This is a genomic window from Streptomyces sp. bgisy027 (assembly GCF_057710365.1).
Map to the genome: position 1 here is coordinate 52,727 of NZ_JBYIVZ010000039.1, position 24,552 is coordinate 77,278.

Genomic DNA, 24,552 nt, shown 5'->3' on the forward strand with positions numbered 1-24,552 from the left:
CACCGTGCCTCGACGGGCGCATCCTGATATGGGCGACCTCAACACCGTCATCGGCCAGGGACGCCTTGAACTGCCTCCGCATCCGACTTCACCGCGACGGCGAACTCAGCCCATGGCAGCGCGCCCACTTGCGTCCGCCCCAGCACGGGCACGGCGCGTTGTGCGGCCGGTCCGCGTCGGCGGCCTCGTACTCGCGCATGATCAGTGCGGGAGCCCGGCCCTGTCGCAGCAGTCCGGCCATCGTGCGCATCGGACGGTCGACGTGATGGAAGAACGCCTTGAAGCCGGCACATAGGTGGTTCAGACCCGGTTCGCCGTCCGGGCTGGTGTCGAAGCGGTCCTTGGGACAGCCGCCGTGGCAGGCGAAGCGGACGTCGCAGTCCAGACAGTGCCTGGGCAGAGTGTCGTACTTGTCCTGGCCGAACTTCCGCTGCTTCGGTGAATCGACCAGTTCCAGCATGTGCCGGTCGCCGATGTTGCCGAGCAGGTGGTCGGGCTCGACGAAGTGGTCGCAGGAGTACAGGTCGCCGTTGTGTTCCAGGGCGAGGGCGCTGCCGCAGGTCCGGGAATGGACGCAGAGCGAAGGCTGCTCTCCGTACCAGTTGGCCAGCGCCACGTCGAACATCTGCACGTAGACGCGGCCGACGTCATGGCGAACCCAGTCCTCGAAGATGTCGATGAGGAACCGCCCGTACTGCTGAGCGGTCACCGATCTGTCGGTGACGCGGTCGCCCTGCTGCTGGTACAGCGGCCGGTCCGTGGCGCGCACGCCCCAGCCGTCGTTCGCCAGCGGCAGATCGTGCGGGGTGGTGCGTTCCACGATCGGGATGAACTGCATGTGGGTGGCGCCGCAGTCGTCGCGGAGAAAGGCGTAGACCTCGCGGCCGTGCCCGGCGTTGGCGTCGTGCAGGGTGGTCAGCGCGTTCCACTGCACGCCGTATGAGCGCAGGTGCTCCAGCCCGAGCATGACGCGGTCGAAGGTGGGCTTGCCGCCCTTGTCGACCCGGTAGGCGTCGTGCAGCTCGCGAGGGCCGTCGACGGAGAGCCCGACCAGGAAGTCGTTGTCCCGGAAGAAGCGGGCCCATTCGGCGTCGATGAGCGTGCCGTTGGTCTGGATGGTGTTGACGATGCGCTGGCCGGGACGGGCGTACCGCCGCTCGTAGTTCACGGACCGCCGGAAGAAGTCGAGACCCATCAGTGTCGGCTCGCCGCCCTGCCAGGCCACCGTGACCTCGGGCGCCGGACCGTGCGCCTCGATCAGCTGCCGCACATAGGCGTCGAGCAGTTCGTCCGCCATGCGGAATCTGCTGCCCTCGTACAGCAGCTCCTTGGACAGGAAGAAGCAGTAAGTGCAGTCCAGGTTGCAGATCGCCCCGGCCGGCTTGGCCAGCAGATGGAACGGTCGGCGCCACACCGTCGGGGCGGGCGGGTCTACTGTGCTCATCGGCCCAGGATGGACGCCCGGGCCGCTTGGCGCGCCCCCCGGCACGGGTGCCGGCAGGGGCAGTTCCCCCGGTCGGTCGACCCTCCAGCCCGTCCTGCCTGTGCCGGGTACGCCCTCAGAAGCAGGGCTCGGGCGGCTCTGTGAGGGGGAGCACAGGGCGGCTGGGCGGTCGGCTCAAGCCCGGCAGCCCGATCACGCCGTCAGTGGCGGAAGGTGACGCGGGCCGAGTCGTGTGGGTGTCCCTGGGAACCGCCGAGGCGGCTGCCGGAGGAGCACGTCTGCGGTGTGGCCCTGCTGGGCAGGGCAGTCGCTGTCACCGTCGGCCTGAGCGTGCTCCCGCACGGTGTCTCTGCCGTCGCCCTCGTCGGCCGGTACGGCCGCTGGCACGAGGAGACCACGGCCACGGGACGGGAGCCGCGCGAGACGGCGCCCGTCCCCGAAGCCGGCCGACGGCGGCGCATGACCGTGCGATGACGCCGAACGCCAACGGTGCGAGCCGGCGTGTCGTGCCCTGAGCGGTGTCACCCGTAACGGGTGAGGCAGGAGAGGTCTTCCGTGGCCACTGTGGAAGGCGGCCGGTCAGGAGTCAGGGCAACGAGGAGAACGTCATGACCAAGCCCTTCAAGGGGAAGATCGCCCTCGACGTCCGTGACTCGCAGCCCGACTGGGCTCCGTTCCTCGCGCCCAGGGCGCCCGAGAACAGCCCGAACGTGCTGTTCATTGTGTGGGACGACGTCGGCTACGGGACGATGGACTGTTTCGGCGGCCCGGTGAAGACGCCGGCCATGTCGCGGATCGCCGACATGGGCCTGCGTTACTCGAACTTCCACACCACAGCGCTGTGCTCTCCGACCAGGGCCTCGCTGATGACGGGACGGAACGCGACGTCGAACGGGATGGCGACGATCGCCGAATTCAGTGCGGGCTTTCCCGGGATCTCCACCCGCATCCCGTTCGAGAACGGCTTCATCTCGGAGGTCCTGGGCGAGCGCGGCTACAACACGTACTGCGTCGGCAAATGGCACCTCACCCCCGGTGATGAGATCAACATGGCCGCGTACAAGGGCCGCTGGCCCCTGGGACGCGGCTTCGACCGGTTCTACGGCTTTCTCGGCGGCGAGTCGAGCTGCTGGTACCCGGACCTGATCCACGACAACCATCCGGTCGACCCGCCGGCCACGCCCGAAGAGGGCTATCACATCGCCAAGGACTTCTCCGACAAGGCCATCGAGTTCATCCGGGACGCCAAGGTCGTCGACCCTGGCAAGCCCTTCTTCATGTACCTCTCCCTGGACGCGGCCCACGCACCGCACCACGTCTTCAAGGAGTGGGCCGACCGGTACAGGGGCGTCTTCGACGAGGGCTACGAGGCGATCCGCCCGGGAATCCTGCGCCGCCAGAAGGAACTCGGCCTGCTGCCCGAGAACACCGAGCTCTCCCCGATCAACCCGCACGGCGAGCCCACGGTGAGCGGTCCGGACGGCCAGCCGTGGCCGCTGCTCGACACCGTGCGGCCCTGGGACGAACTCAGTGCCGACGAGCGACGGCTGTTCGTCCGGATGGCCGAGGTCTTCGCCGGTTACGTCTCCTACAGCGACGACCAGCTGGGCCGGGTGCTCGACTTCCTGGAGTCCTCGGGCGAGCTCGACAACACGATCATCGTGGCCGTCTCCGACAACGGGGCGAGCGGTGAGGGCGGTCCGAACGGTACGTTCAACGAGTGGCGGTTCTTCAACGGCCTGCCCACCCCGGCCGAACTGTCCCTGGAACACATCGACGAGCTGGGCGGCCCGACGTCGTACAACCACTACAACACCGGATGGGCCTGGGCACTCGACACGCCGTTCCCGTACTGGAAGCGCTGGGCTGGTTACGAGGGCGGCGTGGCCGACATGTGCCTGGTCGCCTGGCCCGCGGGGATCGAGGCCCGGGGGGAGGTGCGCGAGCAGTACGTCCACGCGGTGGACGTCGTGCCCACGCTCTACGACCTGCTCGGCGTCGAGCCGCCCGAGGTGCTCAAGGGCTATCCGCAGAACCCGATCGAGGGGGAGAGCTTCGAGAGGTCACTCACCGACCCCGGGGCGCCGGGACGGCAGACGCAGTTCTACGCGATGCTGGGCCAGCGCTCCATCTACCACGAGGGTTGGCTGGCCTGCACGGTTCACCCGCCGATGAGCGGTTGGGGTGACTTCACGCACGACGTGTGGGAGCTGTACGACCTCAATACCGACCGCGCGCAGTCGAGGGACCTGGCAGCGCGGGAACCGGCCAGGCTGGAGACCCTCAAGAGCCTCTGGTACTACTACGCGGGCATCTACAACGGGCTACCGCTGGACGACCGCACGGCCCTGGAACAGGTCCTGGCCGATCGCCCGCACGGAACCCCTGAGCGCGACCGTTACGTCTACTACCCCGACACCGCCTCGGTGCCCGAGCAGTCCGGTGTCGTGACCAGCGGACGGTCGTACACCATCGCCGCCGGGGTCGACGTCGACTCCGCCGACGCCGAGGGCGTTCTGTACGCCCACGGTGGTGTGGCGGGGGGCCACAGCCTCTACGTCAAGGACCATCGTCTGCACTACGTGTTCAACTGGGTCGGCAGCAACCTCCAGGTCGTGGACGGCGACCGGGAGATCCCGCCGGGCAGGCACGTGCTCACGGCCGAGTTCGCGGCGCGCGGCCGCAGCACGGACCCCACGATGCCCGGCGCCGCGGGCACCCTCACCCTGTACATCGACGACCAGGAGGTGGGCCGCAACGACCTGGTCACCCAGCCCGGGAACTTCTGTGTCGTCGGCGACGGGATCTGCGTGGGCCGCGACGACGCCTCGCCGGTCACACCCGGCTACGACGGACCGTTCCCCTTCACGGGAGGCACGATCGACAAGGTCGTCGTCGACGTCTCCGGCGAACGCTATGCCGACCACGAGGCTCAGGTACGGGGCTGGTTCATGACCGACTGAACCGTGGGACACCGACGGACGGCGAGCCCAAGGAAGGGATCCGACGCACGACCGTGGAAACCATCGGGGCGCAGGGTGCCGACACCCCCGGCGAGGCGGATGGGCCCGTGTTCGGCACCCGCGTCCAGATGACGCTGAACGCGTTCGAACGATCTGGTCTGGACTCCGCGACGCACGTGCTGCCCCGCGACACGGCGCTGGTGGCCATGAGCGGCTCCCATTCGCCTCGTACCTGCTCAACGTCCGCGCGGCCAGCGAACTCAGTATGCCTCTGGAGAACCTCCAGGGCACCCTCGTGGCGGTCGCCCTGGTCCGCGACGGCGCCCGCGTGGTGCCGGCCGCTCGCGGCATCGGAGACCGTCGTGGTGGATGCCTCGCGTGGTCGGCGCATCGACGCCGGGAAGGCCGGCGGCTGAGCGTCGCATCCGCGTCTTGCCCCGAGGAGCCTTCGCAACGGCTTCCGTCTTCGCGGCGCGGCGGGTCCCTCCGAGCGGCCGCACGAGTCGGCCCGAGACAGGCGTCACTGTGCAGCGGCTTCAGTCCGTGAGTCGGCGGGCGGTGCGGAGGGAGCGTCTAGGAATTCACGGATGGCGAAGCCCACCAGCGTGATCACCGCGGTCCACACCACAACCGCCGTGGTCGGGTAGCTCCAGGTGAACAGAACGACCGCCGCGATCACCAGGATGGCCGCTCTGATCCCGCGCTTGAAGCGATGGACGAACCGCCCGACGCACCGAGCCGCAGCCTCGCCGACGTCGCCACGTCGCGCAGACCGCCGATGCTCCTCCGGCAGCCGGTGCTCGTGAGAACGGCGATCCGGGACGGGCCGGCGAGAAAGGCACCGGCGGCGGTGAAGAGGGCGACCGCGGCGAGCGCCCGCACGTCGGCCCGTAGGAACTTGACCAGTGCGTCGTACACGGAGCCCGCGGCGGCCTGGGAAACCCCGGGAGGCAGATGGTCCAGATAGACGTCACGGACGACGGTGAGGCCGATTCCGAGCACGAGCATGGCGACGAACACCGCCAGTGCGGCTCCGATCAACGCGTGCCGGCGGTTGAACGCCACGCACACCCCGACGGCCGCAACCAGCAACGAGATAACAGGCAGCCAGCCGCCGAGGATCTCCAGCACCCGCACATAGGACTTGATCTTGCCGATGTCCTCCGACGCGAACACCACGAAGTCAGTGTGGACGGCCGGGATCTTCGCGGCGGCTGAGAAACCGGCATCGACCAGTTGGTTCTTGACGTTGGCGACGATCGGCCCCAGATCGATGACGACCTGGTTGTTCTCCAGCTTGACCGCGCTGTCGGACCGGACCGTGAGGGCCTTGTCCAGGGCCGAGCGCGCCCTGCGGTTGGTGTTCACCCAGACCGACCTCGAGGGCACTGCTGGTGACGACACGCTCCACGGTGCTGTTGATCAGTTGCTTGAGCCCGTTCTCGATCGGGCCGTCCAGATCGCCCAGCAACTCGGCCACCCGCGGGGGAACACCCTGCTGCTCAGCCGCGTCCGTCAGCTCCTTGACCAGCGCGTCCACGTCGATCTGCGCCAGCACGGCGACGGTGACCCGGTTGGTGACCGCTTCCTGCACATCGGGATCGCTCGCCAGCGGCCCGACGGTGGCGACGTAGCGGTCCGTGTCCTGCACGATGCTGTTCGCCCACACCGCGACGACGGACAGCAGCGAAAGCAGCGCGGCGAGGAGAATCAGCAGGACCGAGCTGAGCGAGCGGAACGGGTGACGCCGCGCCGCCCGGGGTGGCACGGCGCTCTCCAGCGCATTTCCGGGTGCGAGTAGTTGGCGTACAGGAAATCCCGGTGAGAACGATCTTGCTGTGATTCGCCTACCTCGTGGGGGTTTCGAGCTGGCGGGGCACTGCGCCCGCCCGGAGTTCTCGGAGGTCGGGGATGTGGTTGTAGAGCGTGCCTGAGGAGACGCCCAGTAGCTTCGCGATCGAGGTGATGGAGCGACCGGGGTCGGGCAGCAGGTCGCGGGCGGCGCGGATGACTTCCTCGGTGGCGACGCTGGGGCGTCCGCCGATACGGCCGCGGGCGCGGGCGGCGGCCAGGCCCTCGTTGGTGCCGATGACGATGAGTTCGCGGATGAACTCGGCGAGGGCGGCGAAGACGTGGAAGACGAGCCGGCCGCCGGGGGTGGTGGTGTCGAGGTTCTCGTGGAGCGAGGTGAAGCCGACGCCGCGCTCGCGGAGTTCGGCGACCATGTTGATGAGGTCCTGGAGGCTGCGGCCGTAGCGGTCGAGCGAGGGGACCACGAGGGTGTCGCCGGGGTCGAGGAAGGCGTGGCACGCCCTCAGTTCGGGGCGGAGCGCGTTCTTGCCGGACTTCTTGTCCGCGAAGATCTTCCGGCACCCGGCGGCGGTGAGCGCGTCGATTTGCCGCTCCAGCTTCTGCCCGCCGGTGGAGACCCGGGCGTATCCGATCTTGATTTCGGTGCGGACGAGCGGTTCGGCGACGAGGAGACCCGGCTCGTCGGCCGGTTCGAGGGCGGTCATGGCCCGGGATCATGTCAGAAAACGGTGGTGCGGGGTTGTTGAATCACTCGGGTTTTTGAAGGGGTTTTTGAAGGCTCTGCGGGGTCCGGACAGCTCCGCAGGGTGATCTTCAGAAAACGTAGGTTTCTTGACGAACCGGCAGGGGTTCAGGCGGCCCGGGGGATAGTGCGGATGGCTTCCGCAACCGGCAGAGCGAAGGTACCCAGGAGGTGCAGGTTGAGCGAGACGAGAAGGAGAGCATCAGCTCGCCGCGGGTCCTCGCCGTCCTCGCCCGGCGTCTGCCGTCGAGGGGGCGTGGGCGTTGCTATGTCATTTCGCCGGCGTCCGTGACCATGCGGACGAGGGTGTCGACGAGTTCGTCGGCGGTGGTGTGCCACTTGCCTGTGTCGAGGTGGCCGCTGAGCTCCATGCCCGCGATGCCGTGGGCGCTGGTCAGCAGCAGGGCGCCGTAGTGCCGTGCGTTCCGCTTTCCCACGAGGGCGGCGACGATGTCCAGGAATTCGTCCTGAAAGCGTTCGGCCGCGCGGTCGGCCACGGCCGGGTCGCCTTCCGGCCCGCATAGCTGACGCCGGATGCGATCCATCCCGTCACCGAGTTGCCCAGGAAGGTTTGCGCGCCGCCTGAACAACACCTGGTACAGGTGCGGCTGGTCCCGGCCGACGTCGATGAGGGCACGGAGAGCGCCGCGCAGCTTCTCGCAGGCAGACAGGGCCGGGTCGGTCCGAAGGGCGTGCACCTGGTCGCCGATCCGTTCCCAGCTTTTGGCCGCGACGGAGGTCAGCAGGCTGTCCTTGCTCGTGAAGTGTCGGTACGGCGCTCCCCGGGTCACGCCTGCCCGCGCGCCCACCTCGCGCAAGGTGACCGCTTCGGGGCCGCCGAGGTCGAGGAGCTCGGCGGCCGCGTCGAGCAGAGCGCGGCGGGTGGCGGCGGCGGACTCCGCACGGCTGGTCATGACGCCCATCATACAGTTGACGGTGTCATCTGAACCTGTACCGTAGTCAAGATGACAACGTCATCTGAAATCCAGAAGCTGATCGTCGTAACCGGGGCCTCCACGGGCATGGGCGCGTCAGCCGCCCGCGAACTGGCTCGCCAGGGATTTCACGTCCTGGCAGGCGTGCGACGCGACCGTGACGCCGACGCCATCCGATCGACCGGCATCGAGCCGGTCATCCTCGACATCACCAAGTCCGAGCAGGTGGAGGCACTCGCCGCGCGGGTCGCCGACGACCCGCGCGCACTGCACGCGCTCGTCAACAACGCCGGCGTCCAGGTGAACGCTCCGGTCGAAGCCCTGCCGATGACGGAGTGGCGGCGGGTGTTCGAAGTCAACCTGTTCGGCCACATCGCCGTCACTCAAGCGCTCCTACCCGCGCTGCTGCGCAGCAAGGGTCGTGTGATCAACATCAGCTCGGTCGGCGGCAAGTTCGCCATGGCCACATACGGCGCGTACGCCGGCGCGAAGTTCGCCCTGGAGGCGGTCAGCGACTCGCTCCGCCGGGAGGTCGCTCCGCTGGGCGTACAGGTGGTCGTGGTCGAGCCCGGCGGCGTCCGCACGGAGATGGCTGCCCGCGGGGTCGAGACGGCGAACCACCTGGCTGCCCAGATGACGCCGGAGCAGGACGAGCGCTACGGCAGCCTGGTCCAGGCGAACAACAAGTTGATGGCCTCGGGCACTGCTTCAGGCCTGCCCGCCGACGCCGCCGCCCGGGTCATCGCGAGGGCCGTGACGACGCGTAGACCGCGCACCCGCTACACCGCCGGCCGGGATGCCGCCCTGATCATGCGCCTGGGCCCGATGCTGTCCGACCGCACGCTCGACCGCGTCCTCGCCGCCAACCTGCGCCGCCACTACCCGAAGGGAGCCGTTGGCCGATGAGGACTCCACGAACGGCTCCGTCCCCTGCGGTGCGGCCACCGGTGAGCTCGCAGTCAACGGACAACTTGCCCTCCGGCCCGGGACGAGGACTCTCCCGGCGTCAAGCCGCGGGCTCACTGCACGAGCGTCGCACCGCGGCCAGACCACAGGCCACGGCTTCATGCGCAGGGCATCCATGTCAGGTTCTCAGGCTTCGTCCTCGTCGTCCTCGATGGCGTCCGGGTCCCGGAAGGGCCGCAGACCCTGGCCGGGGCTACTGGCCTTGATGTTGAAGAGGTAGCGGCCCAGGAAGTTGATGTGCCGGTCCTTCAGCGGGGAGAGGCGGGCGGCGTCCTCGTCCTTGATGTCGTGGCCCTCGGCGCGGAGCTGGGCGACGGCTGCGTCCAGGTAGCGGGTGTTCCACAGCACGACGGCGTTGAGGACCAGGCCGAGGGCGGCGAGCTGGTCCTCCTGGCCCTCGCGGTACGCCTGGCGGATCTGGCCCCGGCCGCCGTGGCAGATCGCGCGGGCCAGGCGGTGGCGGGACTCCTGCACGGTGAGTTGCCGGTTCATCAGCCGCCGGTAGGTGTCGTCGACCGGGTCGACCAGGGCGAGCAGGTGCATGGTCTTGTCGATGCGGCCGTACTCGGCGAACGCGGCACCCAGCGGGGTGGGGTGGCCCTCGCGGCCGAACATCCGCAGCAGGTCGTAGGCGCGGACCTGGTTGGTGATGAGCGATCCAGCGACGCGGAGCATGTCCGGCCAGTGCGTGGCGATCCGCTTGAGGTTCACCTTGTTGCAGGCGACGGCCTCCAGCGGCCCGTACCCGCAGGGCGGGCCGTCCCCGCCGGGTAGGTCCGCACGCCAGAACCGCTGGTCTTCCAGGTCCCGGAAGCGCGGGGCGAAGCGGAAGCCGAGCATCTTGTACAGGCCGAACGCCATGTCCGAGTACGAGGCGTTGTCGGTCGCCACCATCTCCGGCTTCACCCCGCCGTCGAGGTTCAGCAGGGTGTCCAGCGTGTACAGGCTGTCGCGCGGGGTGCCGCGCACGACCATCGCGCCGATCCCCGCTACCTGGTCGTTAACTGCGTTGAGCCAGGTCACGCCGCGTTTGTATCCGTAGTACTTGGGCGAGGGGCCGGTGTTGATGCTCTTGACGGGGACGACGAAGCGCAGCCCGTCGACGGAGGCGAGCAGCCCGCCGCCCCACATCTGGGCCAGCTCGATACGGGACTGGGCGGTGATGAGCGCGGCGTTCGCCGCGGCCAGGGTGTCGGCGCGCACGTAGGTCTGGTCGACGTGGGACAGGCGCGAGCGGGTCAGCGCCTTGTTCTCCGTGTCGATGACCGGGGTCAGGCCGATGTTGCAGCTCTGCGAGACCAGCAGCGCGACCAGGGAGACGAGCAGGCCCTCCATACGGGTGCGCCGGTCGGAGACGTGGCCGAAGGAGTCGAGGAAGCCGGTCCAGGAGTGGACCTCGAACAGTAGGTCCGGGAGGTCGATCCTGGGGAGCATGGCCTCAGTGGTGGTCTTCAGCCAGGTCAGCGACTCGGGCTCGCCCACCGCGCCGAGCTTGTCCACCGACAGGCGGGCCCGGCCGCCGCCCTCGGGGACGACAATCTCCACCTTCGCACCGTCGCCGGCCTCGGCAAGCCGGTCGGCCATCTGCCGCCAGGCCGCATTGAGCCCGCACGTGAGCTGGGCCAGGTGCTCGCCGGCGTCCTCGGTCAGGGACAGGCCCGCGAGCACATCCGCGCGCATCGCCTCCCACCGCGCTCCGTCCAGCAGCCTCGCGCGCGGGTCCGCCCACCGGTTCGACGGGGCGGCGAACACGTCGCGCCGGTTCAGCCCGCGGTGCAGCTGCTCCAGCACGCACACCACGTACGCGTCCCGGTCGACCGCCCCCTGGGGCAGCTTGGCGTTGGAGAACACCGCCCGCTTCCACATGGCGGGCACCAGCTCGGCGTCGATCTCACGGGGCAGCAACGGCCGGTCCTTGACCCGCCGCCGCGAGAGCGCGGGCAGGCGGCGCACCGCCTTCAGGATGCGCCACCCGGCCGGGGCAGCGCCCAGCGCGTCAGACTCGCCCAGCACCGAGAGGAAGGGGCGCACGGTGTTGTAGCGCAGGACCAGCTTCTCGCGCATCCCCGCCTCGGCCGACCCGTCGTCCTCGGGCACCAGGTCCTCGACAGTCGCGACCGCCCCGGCCACCGCTGTACGCGGCACGGCCTCCTCTGCCGCCGCCCACAGCGCCGCGACGTCCAGGTCCGCGTCGTGCTCGGGGACCAGGTCCAGTTCCTCGGTGAGGATCTTCGACGCCTTCGCCAGGATGCGGGCCGCCTTCTCCAGCTGCGGCAGCATCGCGAGGCGCTCCCGGTCCGACGCCCGCCTCGCCGGACTGATCAGCCGGTTCGCCATCAGCACCGCGAACAGGTCGAGCGCATCGTCGACCGCCTGCGCCTCCAACTGGCTCACCACCGCCGTCAGCAGGGCGGTCCGCCGCGGCTCCGGGGCCCTCTCGATCGTCTGCGCCTTGCTCAGCTGCCCGTACCGGGCCAGTGTGGACAGCCGGTTCACCGGCACCCGGGACAGGTTCACCCGCCCCAGCGCGAACGCGGAGATCTCCTCCACACGCTCCATGGCCCGGACCATCGCGGTGCCCGTCGACTTCGTCGGTGGAGTGCGCAGCCGCTCCAGTTCCGAGACCCGCTTGCCCTCCGGCACCACCAGCAGTTCAGCCAGCGCCGGCGCGAGCGCGGGATCGGCCCGGTGCGCGGCGCGGGCCACTGCCTCGTACAGGCGCCGCTCTGCCGCCGTGCGGGCCTCCGACACCTGCCGGGCCAGGACCGAGACGCCGGGCAACAGCACCCGGTTCCTGCGCAGCCACGTCACTGCGTGGTTGAACAGGGCCACTGGTCCCTCGGCGTGCGTCCACGCCCGCCCGTACAGGAAGCCACGGAACTCCCGGCCCCATCGCCGGTCGGTGAAGTCCCGGTACTGGAACCGCTTCTGGATCTCCGCCGCGTGCTCGTACACCGTCGAGCGACGCTCCGGGTACCGTTTCACGCACGAGGCATCTGCGATGCCGAGCTGCCCGGCCAGATACTCCACGGCCTCCCACGGCACGGCGAGCGGGTTCTCGCCCAGAAACCGGCCGATGTAGCGGACTGTGCAGATCTGCAACGCCATGCCCACGCGGTGCGCGTCCGTACGGCGCACCGCGATCAGGTCGCGGTCGTCATCGTCGAGGAAGAAGAACCGCTCCAGCTCCGGGCGCGTGGGCACCTCGGTGAACGTCCCGTACGCCTCGGCCTGCTCATCAGTCAGAAACTCCACCGGCACGACCGGACCGTAGCCAGCACCGGCGCCCGCCCGGCGGCCTTTCCGCGAAGCCCAGCGGCGTCCTCGGTGCATGTGCTAGCCGACCAAGATCAATCTGACCGGGATTTCCTGTACGCCAACTACTCACGCCCGATTTCACCCGCTGCCGCAGCGCGTCCAACTCGCTGCGCTCACGGGCAGTGAGCTCTTCGTCACCGCTGTCGCTCATGGCCACCAGCAGATCCGTGCGGAGCACAACGCGCGACCAGGGCGAACCCAGGCGGGTGACCGGCGTACCGCGGTGCGATGGGCGCGGCCCGTTGATGCAATTGGCGTATGCGAAGTGGGCGTGTCGCGGGGGGAAAACCACGAGCACCAGAGGTGACGCCGTGAGTGTCAATCCCCTCGCATCATGGAGACGATCTATGCCGCCAGTTCCTCGGCGAGGGTGGCTCGGTAGTCATGTTCGTAGTCGATCGGGCTCTTGAACCCGCATATGGTGTGTAGCCGCCTGGTGTTGTAGAAGTCGGTGATCCAGGTGGCGATCTTGACGCGGGCCTCGGTGCGGGTGCGGAAGGTGTGCCGGTGGACCTACTCGACCTTGAGCACGCTGTTGAACGCCTCGCTCACGGCGTTGATGCCCCTATGGATGTCAAGCGGCGTCTCGGGCGCGTTCTGCGCGGTCTTCCGGGGTGGCTTGGGGGGGTGCTTCTATCTGTTCGGTCAAGGTCTGTGGGCTTGGTCAGGCTGTTTGTTCGTGCCCGGGTTGGTAGAGGGTGCGGTGCTTGAGCATGGCGTGCAGGACGTCGACGCGGCGGCGGGTGAGGCAGATGAGCGCGGCGTTGTGGCGCTTCTTCTCCGCGCGCTTCCTGTCGTAGTAGGCCCGCGATTCGGGGCTGCTCAGCGAGGCGAACGAGGCCAGGAATAGCGCCCGTTTGAGCGTCTTGTTGCCGCCGCGGGGTGGTCCTTCGCCGCGGATGGAGGTCCCGGAACGACGCGTGGTGGGGGTCAGTCCCGCGTAGGAGGCCAGGTGGGCGGCGGTGGGGAACGCGCTGGCGTCGCCAACCTCGGCCAGGATGCGGGCACCGGTCCTGACCGCGACCCCGGGCATGGAGGTCAGGACCTTCGCGAGAGGGTGGGCCTCCAGCAGAGCGGCGACCCGCATCTCCAGGATGTCCCGGCGTTTGAGGAGGACCGCGAGGGCCTCGGCCAGGCCGGAGACGATCTCCCCGGCCGACTCGGTGCCGGGGACTTGCACGGTCTGCTCGGTCAGGGCGGTGGTGATCTGGCCGGCCAGGGTGTGGGCACTGCGCATCCGCGGAGCGGCGCGGAGCATGACTTGCGCGATCTGCTCGGTGCCGGCCTGGGCCAGCTGGGTGGGGGAGCCGTAGGTCTGCAGCAGGGCCAGGACGGCCGGGTGGCGCAGGCGGGGCCCGAGGACGCGTTCGAGGGCGGGGTGGATGGAGGTGAGCAGGCCACGCAGCCGGTTGGAGGTGCGGGTGGCGTCCTGGGCGAGGTCGTCGTCGTGGCCCAGGACCATGGTCAGTTCGGCCCGCACGCTCTCGTCGGCCTCGATGGAGTGCAGCAGGTGGGGCATGGCGCGGGCGGCATCGGCGATGACGTAGGCGTCGCGGGCGTCGGTCTTGCCGGTGCCGGGGTGCAGGTCGGCCAGTCGGCGCATCGACAGGCCCGGCAGGTAGGCGACTTCGCATCCACAAGCGCGGGCGACGGTGACCGCCAGGGTGCCGATGGAGGCCGGCTGGTCGACCACGACCAGGACCTTCCCCTTGCGCTGCAGCCGGGCGAACAGTTCCCGCAGCTGCGGCTCACCGTTGGGCAGCGGTTTGTCGAAGGTCGTGCGGCCATCGCGCAGCAGGGCCGTGCCGTGATGCTCGGACTTGCCGACATCCAGGGCGCAGAAGACATCGATAGACGTGAAGTCGTTGCTGGTCACCGGGCTTTCCCTCCCCTCCCGGCACAACGGGTGGCCTGCCGGGACACCGGAGATCGGCAGCCACATTACGCAGCCCTGCCCGTGGGCGGACACGCTTCCATCAGCGATCAACCGGTGCCGCCGGGACCAGTGACAGCACCCCCCGGATCATCAAGGACAGGGGCAAAGAGTCATACCGGCCCCGATGGCCACGAACCCGAACCGGGCTCTACGACGAAGGTAATGGGCGATGAGCCGGTAGATCTCTCGTGCGACGTACCGCTTGAGGCAGCGGATGATCTCGCGGCGCGTCTTGCCCTCCGCGAGGCGTCGCCGCATGTGGTCCTGGGAACGCTCCTCCCAGCGCAGACGGCTGAGGACGATCCGGAAGAGAGCGGCGTTGGCCTGGCGGTCGCCGCCGCGGTTGAGCCTGCGGCGCTGGGTCTTGCCGGACGATGCCTCGACCGGGCTGGTGCCGCACAAAGCGGCGAAGGACGCCTCGCTGTCGAGGCGTTCCGGATTGTCGCCGGCCGAGATGAGCAAGGCAGCCGCCGTGTCCGGGCCGACGCCGCGGATGTGAGCAGACCAGGAGTGCTCGCTGTGATCGCGCCGGTTATCCGCTTGTTCAGGTCATTGATCTCCTCGGTCAGGCTCTGGATACGGCGGGCCAGCAGTCTCAGGGTGTGACGCGCGGCCCCTGCCGGCCCAGAGATCTCCGGTTGCGCGAGTGCGGCGCACTGTGTGAACAGCCTCGGGTTGCTCAGTCCGGTCAGGGACTCGCGAAGTTCGGCGTCGGCGCAGACCAGGACGCTCTTGAGCTGGTTGATGGCCTGGGTGCGGGACTTGATGGCGGACCCCTTGGCCAGCTTGAATAGCCTCAGCATCTCCACCGGCCCGTCGGTCTCTTCGCTGCGGCGGTGGCCCGGCCGGACAGCACGGCGCGAGCAGCGGCTTCGGCATCGATGGCGTCGGTCTTGCCGTGACGTCGATGGGCCGCCTTGTCCGGCTGGTTGACCTCAGTCACCTCGATGCCCTCGGCGCGCAGGTGCCGTGTCAGGGCGGCCCCGTAGGAGCCGGTGCACTCGACCCCGGCCCGCCGCAGCACGCCGAACGAACGGGCCCAGGCCACGAGTTGGCGGTAGCCCTCTGCGGTTGTCGGGAAGCTGCGGCCATCCAGAACGGCGCCGAGCATGGTGATGACGGCCGCGGCGTGAACATCCTTGTGGGTGTCAACCCCGAGCAGGACTTGCTCGGCGGCGTCGGCCGGGATGTGACACGGGGCTTCGGACTGCGTGATGTTGGGCAAGGTCGCCTGTCTCCTGATTGCCTCGGGTGCTGGTGGCCGTCGCCGGGCCGGGGGGCGGTCAAGACTGGGAAGGTGCCTGTCGCGAAGGCCCCTATCGGGACACGTCCCCTGCCCGGCGGCAGCGAGTACCCCTCCAGGCAGTGGCCGACAGATCAACGCCAAGGCAACAACGCCAGTCGAAACACGGGTCAGGCCACCGCCCGAAGCGGCACCTGATCATCCTCACAGTCGAAACATGACCCGACCCGGCCCGTGGACTGGATCACGCCGAGTGTGCGGCACGCCCGCTTGAACCCGCCCTCGCTGCCCCTGTCCGTGTGCATGATCACGCCGCGCACGTCGCCGCCGCGGGTGGCCGCGGCCATGTTCAGGGACGCGACGACCAGGTCGGCGTCGTGCTGCTCGGCCATCGCGTAGCCGAGCAGGCGGCGGGAGAGCAGGTCGATGACCGTCGCCAAGTACAGCTTGCCCTCGCCCGTGTCGATCTCGGTGAGATCTCCGCTGCCAAAGGGGCGTGTGGTGTCACTCCCCGGGGTGAAAAGGGGCGCTTTTCCGCAACCCCGGACCGGCATAAAGAGTCCGTGCATGTGAATAGCGGACTTCGGCCTTGCCGTACGCAGGGGATACGGGCAGTTCCCGGATACGCGGCGCTGCTCTTTGAGCTGACACGTGCAGGGCGCGCAGGGCTATACATTGGGTTCTCGTCTGCGCCTGCGCCAACTGCTCCGTCAACCGATGGAGGGCCGACATCCGGTGGCACAAGACGATCAACGGATCGCCTCAAGCCGCACCCGCGACCCCGGCGTCAGACGTTTGACCAGCAGTTAACGGGGTGGCTGTCTGGTTCGGCAGGCCGACATCCCGCTGCGTCATGTTTCGTGTGTGAGTCAGGAGTTCCAGGTGCCCGACCCTTTTCCCGCGGCATCGGGGACGCCTGAGCCCGGTCCCGGTGCGCCGGAAATCCCAGCGCAGAATGGAGCCCGCAGCGGCGCGCTGCAAGAGCCCGGGCAGCGCAGGACGAGACCAGGGAGCCCGCCGGCAGGCGCGATTCCCCGTGGACGGCAGGCTGCGACGGCAAATGACCGGTCCGCTGCTCCGCCCGACAGTTTCCTGGATTTCCTGGACCGCTTTGTGGAACGCATCTACGCCAAGAACGATAAAGCCTGGCCGGCCGTGTTCCAGATCGCACTGCTGCTGCCGGCTTCACTGGCAGGACTCATGATGGCGGCGCACGCGGCAGGTGTCCCGGGATGGGCGATCGCCTCGGGGACGGCCACCTCGGCTACCGATTACCCATCATCCCGGTCCGGGACAGGTCTCGCGGGAAATCGCCGCATACATCAACGCAACTTTTGCCCAACGGGTACTCCAGCCGCCCATACTCGCCACACGCGCCCCTCAGCTGGAACTCCAGCTCCAGCACCCGACCGGGTGCTGTCATGTTGACCAGTGGACGAGATGATCTTCGGGTTGGGTTTGGGCGGGAGGGGCTTGCCGTGAAGCGCGTGTCGCCGTCGTGCAAGGGCCACCGCTACCCGGCAGAAATCGTCGCGCACTGCGTGTGGCTGTACTTCCGGTTCCCGCTCAGCGACCGCGAGGTCGAGGAGCTGATGCTCCAGCGCGGGGTGATCGTGTCCTACGGGACCGTGCGCCGCCGGTGTGTCGGCCAGGCGTACGCCGGCGGGCTGCGGCGCCGCCTGGCCCGGGCCCGGCGACACGTGCCATCTCGACGAGGTGTTCGTGAAGATCGGTGGCGAGCGGCAGTACCTGTGGCGGGCGGTCGAGCAGGACGGCGACGTCCTCGACATCCTGGTCCAGTCCAGGCGTGATTCGAAGGCAGCGAAGCGGTTCATGGCCAAGCTCATGAAGAAGCAGTGCCGCGTCCCGCGCGTGCTCGTCACCGACAAGCTGAAGAGCTGCGGCGTCGCCCACCGCGAACTCGTGGCCTCCGTCGGACACCGCTCCCACAAGGGGCTGGACAGCCGGGCCGAGAACAGCCACCAGCCGACGAGGCAGCGTGAACGCGCGATGAAGTATTTCCGCCCGCCCGGCGCCGCGCAACGGTTCCTGTCCGCGTTCAGTGGCACCTCGCCTCATTCCCGGCCCCGACGGCACCTCCTGGCCGCCGCTCAGAACCGTCTCGAGATGTCCCTCCGCCTCACCCTCCGGGACCGCAGCGCCGGCAGCATGGCCTGCCGCCGACTGACCCAGGACCCGAAACCCGGCCCCAGCACGCCCTGACGCACCATCAGACAGTCACGCGCCCGACAACGTGACAGCACCAGGAAAACCGACACCGGGATCACCCCTTGGGCATGACGCTGCCGCGCAGGACGGGTGAGTTGGCCGCACCGCTCTCCTCGGAGCGCGGGATGTGGCGTTCCGCAGCCTTGTCATCGTGCGTCGCCGCGGGCAGATTCTCCGTGTCTCCGCCGATCTCAAGCGGGTACCGATCGCGACCGGGGCGAGGCCGGCCTGGGCCGCCGGTCGCACGACCGAGGCGGCGGCTCCGCCCGAAGGGAAGACCTGGCAGTCCATGCTGCACCTCACGATGCACACCCGATGGAAGCGGCTGACCGCGCTCCTGGCCGTCGGCGTGCTCCTCGGCACCTCGTCTGCGCAGGCGGGCGCCCCCCAAGACCCCCGGACGGCTACCGTGTGGCCCGCGCGTACGTCGAGCGGTTCTTTCCACGCTGGTTCAGCTACGAGCAGACCCGATTACTCGGCGGCGGCAACGCGCTGTTGGGGGCCCGACCGGGTGACCCCGCTGTACAGGTCGACCCGACTCTCTCGTGTACCTCGGCCTGTGCGCCCTTGAGGGTGACGTGCCGGCCGTCGGAGGTCACCTGGGCCGAGGTGGCCTTCAGCCCCAACGGTGGGCTTTGGCACAGCCCTTGACGGGGGAGTGCTTCGGACCGGTTCGAGCCCTGACGAAGAGGCGGTCGGCAGAGGAAGGCGGCGCCGGTGACGCAGAGCGTCACCCGGCCTCGGTCACCTCGGGCTGGCGCATCGCTCACGGGTGTCCTCACCTGCCATGGCCCGGCCCCTGCACCCGAACCGAAACGGCCAGGCAATGGCAGCCCCGGCTCGAATCTCAAGCGAACCGCCCCGCTGGGCGTGGGCACGACCGCCGGACGGTCCGAGACCGTCACTGATCGCGACCAGCCCAGGGTATGGAGAACCAGCCGCGGTATCAGGTGGTGGCGATGAATCGGTTCACGATCTCTGCGAATTCGGCGCCTCGGTCCTCCTGGAGGAAGTGCCCTCCGCCCTTGACAACGGCGTGTTCCTGGCCACGGCAGCCGGGAACGAGCTTTCGAAAGACGCGATCGGCACCGTGGCTGATCGGATCCTGGTCACTGAACGAACAGAGGAAGGGATGGGTGAAGCTCTGAAGGGTCTGCCAGGCCAGGCGGTTCGGTTCGGCGGCAGGATCGTCCGGGGACACGGGTACGAGCAGCGGGAACTGCCGCGCGCCTTCCTTGAACGTCTCATCAGGGAAGGGGGCGTCGTATGCGGCGACGGTCTCGGGGGCGAGATCGGTCGTGCATCCGCCGTTGACGATGTCGCCCACACGGAACTCGGTGGTGTTCTGGCTGAATTCGCGCCATGCGAGGAAGGCCTCACCTGGCTCGCGGTCACCGGTGGGAAGGAAGGTGTTCGCGACGACGACCCGAGCGAAGCGGTCGGGGGACTCCGCCACCAGACGCAGCCCGATGAGCCCGCCCCAGTCCTGGCACACGAGAGTGATGCCGCGCAGGTCCAGGCGGTCGAACAGGGCTTCGCGCATCCAGTCAACGTGCCGCTGATAGGTGTATTCCAAGCGCGGGGTCGGTTTGTCCGACCTGCCGAAGCCGATGAGGTCGGGAGCGACGCATCGGTGGCCCGCTGCGGAGAGAACCGGGATCATGTGCCGGTAGAGGTAGGACCAGGACGGTTCCCCGTGAAGGAGCAGCACGGTCTCGCCCGAGGAGCCGTCTCCGTGGTCGACATAGTGCACCCGCAGCGACTTGGCGCCGTCGTCCGCCGCTACTTCGGTGTAGGAGGGGGAGAAGGGGTAGTCCGGTAGGCCGTCGAACCGTTCATCAGGCGTACGCAGGATTCTCATGGGGCGACTCTAGAGCCCGAGCGTGGCCGGGCGACCCGCTCCCACGCGATTCGTGGTGAGGCCCGGCCGTTCTCAAGGTTGATCACTGTTGGGTGCGGTCGCCACGGTGGCTGTGTACTGGGCGGTCATGCGTTTCGTCGTGCGATGCCGGCTCCCGGAGATCGCCCGGCGCGGGGCTGTGGGGGAAGGCTCTGCTCGGGGGAGTGGCACACTCCCGCCGTGCTGTCCGCCGACGAATCCGTGTACTGCGCCCTGCAGTGGCCCGCCCTCAGCCCGCAGGCCCGCCGGCACGCCGCGTGGCTGGCGACCGCACGGCCCGACCCGGCAGACCCCGACCTGCCGCAGGCGCGGGCACTGCGCGAGCGCTACCCGGACCTGAGGGCCGCCACCCCCCGGCTGGGACGGCCCCGCCGATGACGACACCGAGCAGCAGGCACGCGAGGAACAACAGCGCCGCCGGGCCTTCAGCGAGACCCGCCTGCGCCACACCCTGACCGCGCTCACCACGGGGGAGGGGCCACCCGGCCCCTTGTGGCAGCAGATCACCCGCGAGCTGTACCGCACTGCGGACGGCCTCGCAGCCTCCCCGGACAGGTGGCTGGGCGCCGTGGCCGCAGCACCGTCCTTCCCGTCCGAGGCAAGCGAACTGCACCGCCTGCTGCTGGATGCGGCTGTCACCGTCACCCGCCGCTCACCAGTCCTCGCCGAGGCCGCGGCCAGTCCGGCCACCACCGACTGGAACCGCACCGCCACCACCCTGACCGCCCTGGCCCTGCTCAACGGACCGGCGGTGGCGGCGAGGGCGATGGCCAGGCTGATCAGTTCCGCTTCCGTGCAGCCGTTCAGGGACTCGGCGAGCAGACGGGGCAGATCGGGGCCGGCCAGCTGGGTGCACCGGGTGATCAGGGTGGTGCTGGAGTTCGGTGTCGTCGGGATGATGGCCGTCCTGTATCGCCAGGGCGAGGGCGGCCGCGGCAGCGCGGCGCGGGTTGTGGTCGAGTGCCCGGGCCAGGTGCGGTCCCGGAAACCGTCGGCGTGCAGCGCACCTGGGCCCATGCCCCCGCCCGCACCGACGCGCAGTGGGCCGCCGTCCTGACCGCGCTGGCCCGCGCAGGAGACCGACCCTCCCAGGACGACCTGTCCGCCGCCGTAACCGACCCCGGCTTCCACCACGACGCCGCACACCGCGACTCCGGCTGGGCCCGCGCCGCCACAGTGGTGATGGAATCACCCCGGCTGCCGGACACCTGGCCCGCCCTGAAGAACACCCTCGCCACCCGCGGGGCACTGGCCGCCTTCCTCGAACGCGAAGGAGGCCACGCTGCTGGAGAAGATCACCGCGGCCCGCCCGGAGGGATGACCGAACTCGCCGACCTCGTACGCGGTTTCGCCGCTCTGCTCACACCGGCCCAGGGCAACGATGCAGAACTCACCGGCTGGATCGCTGACACCCGCGCCGCGGACCTGCCCCACCTGCACAGCTTCGCCAACGGCCTCGAACTCGACCGCTCAGCCGTCGACGCCGGCCTCACCCTGCCCTACCACAACGGCCGCTCCGAAGGCGTCAACACCAGAACGAAACGGATCATGAGACAGATGCACGGCCGCGCCGGATTCACCCTCCTCCACCAGCGCATACTCCTGCACTGATGACTACCCGCCGTCACCACCGACTACGGGCCAGACCCGTCCTATTGGACACTCGCGCGGCTCGCGAGATCATTCGTGAGGCGTTCGAGGATCATCTCGACTCGCGCGGATGGACACGGGTGGTTGCGGGTCATGGTGTGTTCTTGGCGGGGGCGACGCTGAGGCGGCCGCAGCCGTATACCTTGCCGCGTCCCGGGCTGCAGGAAGTTTCGGTGACGTGCTCTCACAGACCCCGCCACAGACGGGTGATCCGGCCGATGTAGGGGTGAGGCTGGTAGGGGTCGAAACCGGCGGTGGCATCCAACTGGCGCAGCAGGGTGAATTGGTCAGGCGCACGCTGGTGGTCTCGGACGGGAGCCCACTCATCGGCGACAGGCCACTGGTTGAGCTGGGCCTGGATACCGGGACGCCATTGCTGCCACGTCCTGCGGCCTACCCAGCCGAGCTGGCGGAGTTCCAACTCGTCCTCACACAGCCGCAAGTACAGGCGCACGGCTTTGAGTTCGTCCTCCGTGCATGACGTGCCGTCCTGGGCGACGAGAGCCGCGGCCGGGAAGCGGTCGAGGAGTTGCCAGTAGCGGGCGATGTAGGCGTCTTCGACAGCCTTGACACGGGCTTTGGCGGTGCTGGCCGAACTGGTTATCAGTGCGATGAGAGCAACGACTCCGGTGCCGAAGGCGACCCAGAATTCTGCGTTCACGGTTGCAGTGTCCTCAAATCGTGGGGAGCAGGGCGGCATAGCCGCGCGACGGAGCAGCGCCAGGTGAGAACCGACGCTGTCGAAGCCGGTCGGCTGATTCTCCTGCGCCGACAAAGACGGTGGAACCCCGGTGCATCCGGAGGCGCAAGACGGTTGGTTTCGTGCCGGATCGAGGAGCCGCTCAGTTCCAAAGGCGAAGGCGCCGCAGCCGGCGGATGCGCATTTCAGCGGCGGCCACCGCGCTCTCCAGGTGCGGCCGCAGAAGTGCCTGCTCCTCGCAGCGCGCCACCAGGAACTCGACCGTCAACTCGGTCGGCACATCACCGCGATGAGAAGCAGACAGGTGGGCGGCGCGGACGTCGTCCACGGCAGGCGCGGCCGCCTCCACATACCGGCGGAGCAGCTCGGCCACCGACTCCAGTCTGCTCTGCAGGTCACCGGTGTACTGGTCAACGTCCCGCTCAACCTCTTTGACTAACTTCCCCAGCCCCTGGAGCTCCAGGAATGTCGCTGCCCGCTTGAGCTCCTTGAGGTCGCGGACACCGAGATCGATCCTGCGCAGGACGCCTGCGGTCTTCTCCAGGTCCTCCTTGTCGGTCTTGTGATTCTCGATCAGGGCCAGCACGAGCCAGCCGGCGATCGCGACGATCAGGGATACCAAGGGGACTGCGATGCCAATGGGCATGCGTTTCTCCGTACTGAGGTGAGGTGATACGGCGCCACACGCTGCATGTCGCCGGGTAGGACCCGCCCTTAGACTGGAGAGGCAAGTCATCGGAACCGGGCACCAGCAAGCGCCCGGTCCTCGACGTCTGCGCCGGCAGTAAGGCGGCCACCTTCTGCCGGTCACGGGCTACGTCCCGTAGGTGGAGGGGTCCGCCGTCCGTCCTTTCACGGCATTGTGGCGGCGGACCTCACATTGCGATCATCTAGCCCCCGATCCCTTGGCATCTACTCCGCGGGCACCCTGACAGCTCGCCGCAGCGCTGTCTGCTGTTCTCGGGCGTGGGGCCTGACCATGCAGGCCAGCCGCGGAGGGTCGGGCGGCCACAGCCGCATACGACGGCCCACCAACACCGCGGGGAAGTCCCGTTCGCTGTTGCAGGTGAAGGAGACGACCACGATGCAAGAGGCGCCGCACCTGGCGCGCCTGCTGCGGTGAGGCGGGGCATCGTTCGGCAGCATCTTTCGGGGGTGCACCCGCCGGCCCAGGGATGCACCGGCTCTTTTCGAACATGCGCAACAGGTCGTTGGGCAGATCCATGCCGCTCTTGTCCAACTCGTCGACCAGCAGCACCCGGGGAAGTCTGTGGGGTGGCAGCGCGGCCCGCGAGGGGCCCGGGTGGAGGAAGCGGCCGGTCCTGCGCGGAGCATGGGGGGCCTGCAGGTTGAACGTGCCGTCCGCGCGGTGCGCCGCCGCAGCGTCTTCAACTCGTTCTATTGCGTCACAGTCATACACACCGCTCCGCGAAGAGATCTGCTTGCTGATGCGCCAGCGCAGCACCCGGCCCAGCCTCAGTACCTGGACGATCCAGTACACGAGGGGCACCTTCCCGGGATCTGCCCACCCCCTGTCACCAGCAGGGGGCGGCGCAGCAGCAGGACCGCGTTCACCATGACGTGTCCAGGCCTGAGCCGTCCGGATCAACGCGGCGAGTCTGGCCTCGCACTGCGGCTGACCAACGTCGCGGCGATTCCGCCGACGGTCTCCTGGAAGCAACTCGCCCTACCCTCCCACCTGCGCAGCTGAGTTCACGGTCTCTGCCCTCCCACCGGGAGACGGTAGGGGCTCTCCTGGAGCAACGCCGCATGGTGACCGACTGAACAAAAACCGCTCCCCATCAGGATCCCCGCCTCTCGTCGCAAACCGCAACGACCTGACCCTGCCCGGCGACTCACCCGAGCACCACCACCCCTTCGGCAAGATCAACGAAGGCCCGGTGCCAGCGCGGCGCGCCCGTACCGGTCGCCCGCCGACCAGGGAGGCGATCAGCAAGCTCGTGCTCCGCCTGGCCCGGGACAATCCCCGGTGGGGGCACCGGAGGATCCAGGGCGAGCTGGCCCGCGTGGGGCACCCGATCGCCGCCTCCACCGTGTGGAATGTTCTCCACGCGGCGGGCATCGATCCGGCCCCTCGCCGCACCGGCCCAACCTCGCAGGAATTCCTCACCAACCAGGCCAAGGGCATCGTCGCGGTCGACTTCCTGCATGTGGACACCGCGCTCGGTGAGCGGTTCTACGCGCTGGCGTTCCTCGAACACGGCACCCGACGCCTGCACATCACCGGCGTCACCGCCCACCCGAACCGCGAGTGGGCCACCCAGCAGGCCAGGAACGTCGCCGCCGACCTGGGCACACGTATGGAGAGCCTGCGGTTCCTGCTACGCGACCGCGACGACAAGTACGGCCAGGCCTTCGATGCGATCTTCGAGGCTGAAGACATGGACGTGATCAAGAGCCCCCCGCGGATGAACGCGCATTGTGAGAGGGTGATCGGCAGTATCCGACGCGTGGCCCTCGACCACGTCCTCATCGTGGGCGAAGCCCATGCGCGGCAGGTCCTTGCCGCCTACCAGCAGCACTACAACGGGCATCGGCCGCACCGGGCCCGCCATCAGCTGCCGCCTGACTCCGACCAGCAGCCCGCCACCGCGCACGACATCGAAGGCCGGAAGGTCCTGCGCACCCGCGTCCTCGGCGGCGTCATCAACGAGTACCGATACGCGGCCTGACGTGCAGCGATGACTTTTCGA

The 24,552-nt window shown here is 68.8% G+C and carries 16 protein-coding genes and 4 pseudogenes; 9 read left to right on the forward strand and 11 right to left on the reverse strand.

What is annotated here, in order from left to right:
• Positions 1-88 precede the first annotated feature (88 nt).
• On the reverse strand, positions 89-1,444 hold the full coding sequence (locus AC3ETA_RS33140; RefSeq protein WP_432196590.1) for an anaerobic sulfatase maturase: 1,356 nt from the start codon (positions 1,442-1,444) through the stop codon (positions 89-91).
• 285 nt (positions 1,445-1,729) lie between these two features.
• On the opposite strand from AC3ETA_RS33140, the gene AC3ETA_RS33145 reads away from it, so the two are divergent.
• Positions 1,730-1,918 carry a hypothetical protein gene (locus tag AC3ETA_RS33145; RefSeq protein WP_432196591.1) on the forward strand — a complete coding sequence of 63 codons (189 nt, stop codon included), beginning with the start codon at positions 1,730-1,732 and terminating at the stop codon, positions 1,916-1,918.
• Positions 1,919-2,052: 134 nt separating this feature from the next.
• Positions 2,053-4,407 carry a sulfatase-like hydrolase/transferase gene (locus tag AC3ETA_RS33150; RefSeq protein ID WP_432196592.1) on the forward strand — a complete coding sequence of 785 codons (2,355 nt, stop codon included), beginning with the start codon at positions 2,053-2,055 and terminating at the stop codon, positions 4,405-4,407.
• A 675-nt stretch (positions 4,408-5,082) separates the two neighbouring features.
• Here the strand turns inward: AC3ETA_RS33150 and AC3ETA_RS33155 are convergent.
• Complete coding sequence (locus AC3ETA_RS33155; RefSeq protein ID WP_432196593.1) at positions 5,083-5,775, reverse strand: hypothetical protein; 693 nt, start codon at positions 5,773-5,775, stop codon at positions 5,083-5,085.
• Here AC3ETA_RS33155 and AC3ETA_RS33160 point away from each other — a divergent pair.
• Entirely contained in the window at positions 5,768-6,208 is a 441-nt protein-coding gene (locus tag AC3ETA_RS33160) for a hypothetical protein (protein WP_432196594.1), read from the forward strand. The two genes, AC3ETA_RS33155 and AC3ETA_RS33160, sit on opposite strands and share 8 nt — an antisense overlap.
• A gap of 46 nt (positions 6,209-6,254) precedes the next feature.
• On the opposite strand, the gene AC3ETA_RS33165 is transcribed toward AC3ETA_RS33160, so the two are convergent.
• Together AC3ETA_RS33165 and AC3ETA_RS33170 are read right to left on the reverse strand one after the other, a co-directional pair.
• Positions 6,255-6,923: a recombinase family protein gene (locus AC3ETA_RS33165; RefSeq protein WP_432196595.1), complete on the reverse strand. Its 669-nt coding sequence runs from the start codon at positions 6,921-6,923 to the stop codon at positions 6,255-6,257.
• Between the two features lie 304 nt (positions 6,924-7,227).
• On the reverse strand, positions 7,228-7,875 hold the full coding sequence (locus AC3ETA_RS33170; protein ID WP_432196596.1) for a TetR/AcrR family transcriptional regulator: 648 nt from the start codon (positions 7,873-7,875) through the stop codon (positions 7,228-7,230).
• Between the two features lie 51 nt (positions 7,876-7,926).
• On the opposite strand from AC3ETA_RS33170, the gene AC3ETA_RS33175 reads away from it, so the two are divergent.
• Entirely contained in the window at positions 7,927-8,802 is an 876-nt protein-coding gene (locus tag AC3ETA_RS33175) for an SDR family NAD(P)-dependent oxidoreductase (protein ID WP_432196597.1), read from the forward strand.
• Positions 8,803-8,988: 186 nt separating this feature from the next.
• Here the strand turns inward: AC3ETA_RS33175 and AC3ETA_RS33180 are convergent, their stop codons facing one another.
• From AC3ETA_RS33180 to AC3ETA_RS33195, 4 genes and pseudogenes are all read right to left on the reverse strand, one after another.
• Positions 8,989-12,123 (reverse strand): Tn3 family transposase, encoded by a 3,135-nt coding sequence (locus AC3ETA_RS33180; RefSeq protein ID WP_432196598.1) that lies wholly within the window; start codon positions 12,121-12,123, stop codon positions 8,989-8,991.
• A 721-nt stretch (positions 12,124-12,844) separates the two neighbouring features.
• Entirely contained in the window at positions 12,845-14,056 is a 1,212-nt protein-coding gene (locus AC3ETA_RS33185) for an IS110 family RNA-guided transposase (RefSeq protein WP_432196599.1), read from the reverse strand.
• A gap of 150 nt (positions 14,057-14,206) precedes the next feature.
• Positions 14,207-15,341: pseudogene (locus tag AC3ETA_RS33190) on the reverse strand (IS110 family RNA-guided transposase).
• A gap of 188 nt (positions 15,342-15,529) precedes the next feature.
• Entirely contained in the window at positions 15,530-15,928 is a 399-nt protein-coding gene (locus tag AC3ETA_RS33195; RefSeq protein WP_432196600.1) for a DDE-type integrase/transposase/recombinase, read from the reverse strand.
• A gap of 909 nt (positions 15,929-16,837) precedes the next feature.
• On the opposite strand from AC3ETA_RS33195, the pseudogene AC3ETA_RS33200 reads away from it, so the two are divergent.
• Positions 16,838-17,582 (forward strand): annotated as a pseudogene (locus AC3ETA_RS33200) (IS6 family transposase).
• Between the two features lie 952 nt (positions 17,583-18,534).
• Here AC3ETA_RS33200 and AC3ETA_RS33205 read toward each other — a convergent pair.
• Positions 18,535-19,449, reverse strand: a complete 915-nt coding sequence (locus AC3ETA_RS33205) for a haloalkane dehalogenase (protein ID WP_432196601.1) — start codon at positions 19,447-19,449, stop codon at positions 18,535-18,537.
• Between the two features lie 219 nt (positions 19,450-19,668).
• Between AC3ETA_RS33205 and AC3ETA_RS33210 the strand changes: the two genes are divergently transcribed.
• The 3 genes and pseudogenes from AC3ETA_RS33210 to AC3ETA_RS33220 form a co-directional block, all read left to right on the forward strand.
• Positions 19,669-19,866 carry a hypothetical protein gene (locus AC3ETA_RS33210; RefSeq protein WP_432196602.1) on the forward strand — a complete coding sequence of 66 codons (198 nt, stop codon included), beginning with the start codon at positions 19,669-19,671 and terminating at the stop codon, positions 19,864-19,866.
• A gap of 112 nt (positions 19,867-19,978) precedes the next feature.
• Positions 19,979-20,545, forward strand: coding sequence for a hypothetical protein (locus AC3ETA_RS33215; RefSeq protein WP_432196603.1), 567 nt, complete (start codon positions 19,979-19,981; stop codon positions 20,543-20,545).
• Positions 20,546-20,785: 240 nt separating this feature from the next.
• Positions 20,786-21,099, forward strand: a pseudogene (locus tag AC3ETA_RS33220) (transposase); the annotation flags it as partial.
• 223 nt (positions 21,100-21,322) lie between these two features.
• Here the strand turns inward: AC3ETA_RS33220 and AC3ETA_RS33225 are convergent.
• Both AC3ETA_RS33225 and AC3ETA_RS33230 read right to left on the reverse strand, forming a co-directional pair.
• A complete protein-coding gene (locus AC3ETA_RS33225) occupies positions 21,323-21,799 on the reverse strand; it encodes a hypothetical protein (RefSeq protein ID WP_432196604.1) in 477 nt (158 codons plus the stop codon).
• A 181-nt stretch (positions 21,800-21,980) separates the two neighbouring features.
• On the reverse strand, positions 21,981-22,484 hold the full coding sequence (locus tag AC3ETA_RS33230; RefSeq protein WP_432196605.1) for a hypothetical protein: 504 nt from the start codon (positions 22,482-22,484) through the stop codon (positions 21,981-21,983).
• A gap of 1,264 nt (positions 22,485-23,748) precedes the next feature.
• On the opposite strand from AC3ETA_RS33230, the pseudogene AC3ETA_RS33235 reads away from it, so the two are divergent.
• Positions 23,749-24,531: pseudogene (locus AC3ETA_RS33235) on the forward strand (integrase core domain-containing protein); the annotation flags it as partial.
• Between the last annotated feature and the right edge of the window lie 21 nt (positions 24,532-24,552).

Excerpts from the sequence above, each read along its gene's own strand:
- AC3ETA_RS33140 (WP_432196590.1), bottom strand. The coding sequence starts at position 1,444 with ATGAGCACAGTAGACCCGCCCGCCCCGACGGTGTGGCGCCGACCGTTC.
- AC3ETA_RS33150 (WP_432196592.1), top strand. The coding sequence starts at position 2,053 with ATGACCAAGCCCTTCAAGGGGAAGATCGCCCTCGACGTCCGTGACTCG.
- AC3ETA_RS33165 (WP_432196595.1), bottom strand. The coding sequence starts at position 6,923 with ATGACCGCCCTCGAACCGGCCGACGAGCCGGGTCTCCTCGTCGCCGAA.
- AC3ETA_RS33170 (WP_432196596.1), bottom strand. The coding sequence starts at position 7,875 with ATGACCAGCCGTGCGGAGTCCGCCGCCGCCACCCGCCGCGCTCTGCTC.
- AC3ETA_RS33175 (WP_432196597.1), top strand. The coding sequence starts at position 7,927 with ATGACAACGTCATCTGAAATCCAGAAGCTGATCGTCGTAACCGGGGCC.
- AC3ETA_RS33195 (WP_432196600.1), bottom strand. The coding sequence starts at position 15,928 with ATGCACGGACTCTTTATGCCGGTCCGGGGTTGCGGAAAAGCGCCCCTT.
- AC3ETA_RS33205 (WP_432196601.1), bottom strand. The coding sequence starts at position 19,449 with ATGAGAATCCTGCGTACGCCTGATGAACGGTTCGACGGCCTACCGGAC.
- AC3ETA_RS33230 (WP_432196605.1), bottom strand. The coding sequence starts at position 22,484 with ATGCCCATTGGCATCGCAGTCCCCTTGGTATCCCTGATCGTCGCGATC.